We start from the raw sequence: 1,618 nt of genomic DNA on the forward strand, positions 1-1,618 counted from the left end.
GCCGCTACGTCGTGACAGCCAGTGACGACAAAAAGGCGAAAATCTATGGCCAGAATTACAATGGATCATGGGTGAAAAAAGCCATCATTGCCCACGATTCTGCCATCATCTCAGCCACCTTCAGTGCAGATAGCCACCATTTGGTGACCGTCAGTTTGGATAACACGTCGAAAATCTATGGTCAGGAAGCCGGTGGGAGATGGGTTCATAAACACACTATTTCCCATAATCTTATGATCAACTTAGCCATCTTCAGCCCTGATGGTCACCATTTGGTAACCGCCAGTGACGACCACACGGCAAAAATTATTAGTCAGAAGGATGATGGATCATGGGAAGACAAACTCACTCTTTCCCATAATGATTGGGTCACGTTTGTCACCTTCAGCGCCGATAGCCGTCATTTGGTCACTACCAGTTTCGATAACACGGCGAAAATCTTCTGTCAGAAGACTTATGGATTATGGGAAGAAGAATTCACCATTTCCCACGATGACTGGATCGACTTAGCGTCTTTTGGTGCCGATGGCCGACATGTGGTGACCGTTGGAAATGATACAAAGGTGAAAATCCTCGAACGGAATGAAGATGGAGCATGGTTAGAAAAATTGATCATTTCCCATGATGACATTGTGAATTCAGCTACCTTCAGTTTCGATGGTCACCATTTGGTGACGGCCAGTTCAGATCACACGGCGAAAATTTATGGTGAAAAGACAGCTGGTTCATGGGAAAAAACAGTCATCATTCCTCATGATGACTCGGTCGCCTCAGCCGACTTCAGTGCCGATGGCCGTCATGTGATGACCCTCGGTGAAGATAACAAGGTCAAAATCCATAGCCAGCAAGCCAATGGATCATGGGAAGAAAATGTCACCATTTCCCATGATGACTTTATCAACTCAGCTACCTTCAGCGCCGATGGACGCAGTGTAGTGACCGTCAGTAATGATGGAACGGCAATCATATATGGCCTGAAGACCGATGGATCATGGCAGAAAGAAGCCACTATTTCTCACGATTCCTGGGTCAACTCAGCCTCTTTTAGTCCCGATGGCCGCCATCTGGTAACCGCCAGTAAAGATCGAACGGCAAAAATTTATGGTCAGGAGCTTGATGGGTCATGGGTCGAAAAAGCCATCATCTCCCATAATGATTCGATTGATTCAGCCACCTTTAGCTCCGATGGCCACCATGTAATGACCATCTCTGACAATAACAAGGTGCAAATTAACAGACTTCGGATGAGTCATTGATGGTTTGCTGTGATCAATAAAAGGGACGCCATTCTAAAGGTGCTGAAAGACAGAAACTTTATTAGTTGCAGTTAAAACCATGTTTTGAACTTTTACTGTAAAACCTGCTCTGATTAATTGCATCAGCGTTGGAAGCCCTTTTTTAATCGAGACAGAGTAGTAACACAGGAGAAACCAGGTTTGGATTCTGCGAATAATAAATCGGGCATAGTCGATTTACCCTCCCTACCGCCTGCGAACGCTCCATTGCGCCGAGCATCAGCGGGTACCAGTGGAGGTTGGTCCATCGCTATACCCGACAGAGAGTTAAAGAAAACAGTTTCATTGCACGATTTGCCCGAGGAATTAACCATCAAAATTAT

Annotated in this window: 2 protein-coding genes; both read left to right on the top strand. The window is 45.6% G+C overall.

Annotated features, from left to right (window positions below):
* A partial coding sequence (locus tag KDK17_RS10435; protein WP_257288027.1) for a WD40 repeat domain-containing protein occupies window positions 1-1,256 on the top strand: 1,256 nt, incomplete at its 5' end.
* Window positions 1,257-1,436: 180 nt separating this feature from the next.
* The coding region (locus KDK17_RS10440; protein WP_257288028.1) for a hypothetical protein at window positions 1,437-1,618 on the top strand (182 nt) is incomplete at its 3' end.

The sequence above is a fragment of the Endozoicomonas sp. SESOKO2 genome (assembly GCF_024606245.1).
In the GTDB taxonomy this organism is placed as follows: Bacteria; Pseudomonadota; Gammaproteobacteria; order Pseudomonadales; family Endozoicomonadaceae; genus Endozoicomonas_A.